Source organism: Viridibacillus soli (assembly GCF_016612995.1).
GTDB lineage: Bacteria > Bacillota > Bacilli > Bacillales_A > Planococcaceae > Viridibacillus > Viridibacillus soli.
In genome coordinates this window covers 1-423 of sequence record NZ_JAEOAH010000101.1, presented here as the reverse complement: position 1 = coordinate 423, position 423 = coordinate 1, and the positions used below count along the sequence as shown (strand labels likewise).

Annotated in this window: 1 protein-coding gene; it reads left to right on the top strand. The window is 37.4% G+C overall.

Features of this window, described 5'->3' with window-relative positions:
- Window positions 1-46: 46 nt before the first annotated feature.
- Window positions 47-418 carry an iron chaperone gene (locus tag JFL43_RS22175; protein ID WP_200750729.1) on the top strand — a complete coding sequence of 124 codons (372 nt, stop codon included), beginning with the start codon at window positions 47-49 and terminating at the stop codon, window positions 416-418.
- The last annotated feature ends 5 nt before the right edge of the window (window positions 419-423 follow it).

Sequence of the window (423 nt, the reverse complement as noted above, 5' to 3'; positions counted from 1 at the left end):
TAAGAGGTTATTTCTTTAATAATTTTTTAGTTTAGGAGAGAACAATATGGAAGTTTTTGCAGAGTATTTAGTACAGATTGATAACCCGCAACATCGGGAACGAACGGAAGAAGTTTTGGCTTGGGTAGCTAAGACATTTCCAAATTTAAAGCCAAAGATTGCGTGGAATCAGCCTATGTTTACCGATCACGACACATTTATTATTGGCTTTAGCGTAGCCAAACAACATTTGGCTGTTGCCCCTGAAAGTGCAGGGATCAATCATTTTTCTGATGAAATTGTGCAGGCTGGCTATGATCACACGAAGCAGTTGATGCGTATCCAGTGGAATAGTCCGGTTGATTTCTCATTACTTGAGAAAATGATTGAGTTTAATATTTTCGATAAGGCAGACTGTTCAACTTTTTGGCGAAAATAAAAAAT

What these genes read in the sequence shown, in the direction of transcription:
- JFL43_RS22175 (WP_200750729.1), top strand. Translation starts at nt 47, where the DNA reads ATGGAAGTTTTTGCAGAGTATTTAGTACAGATTGATAACCCGCAACAT.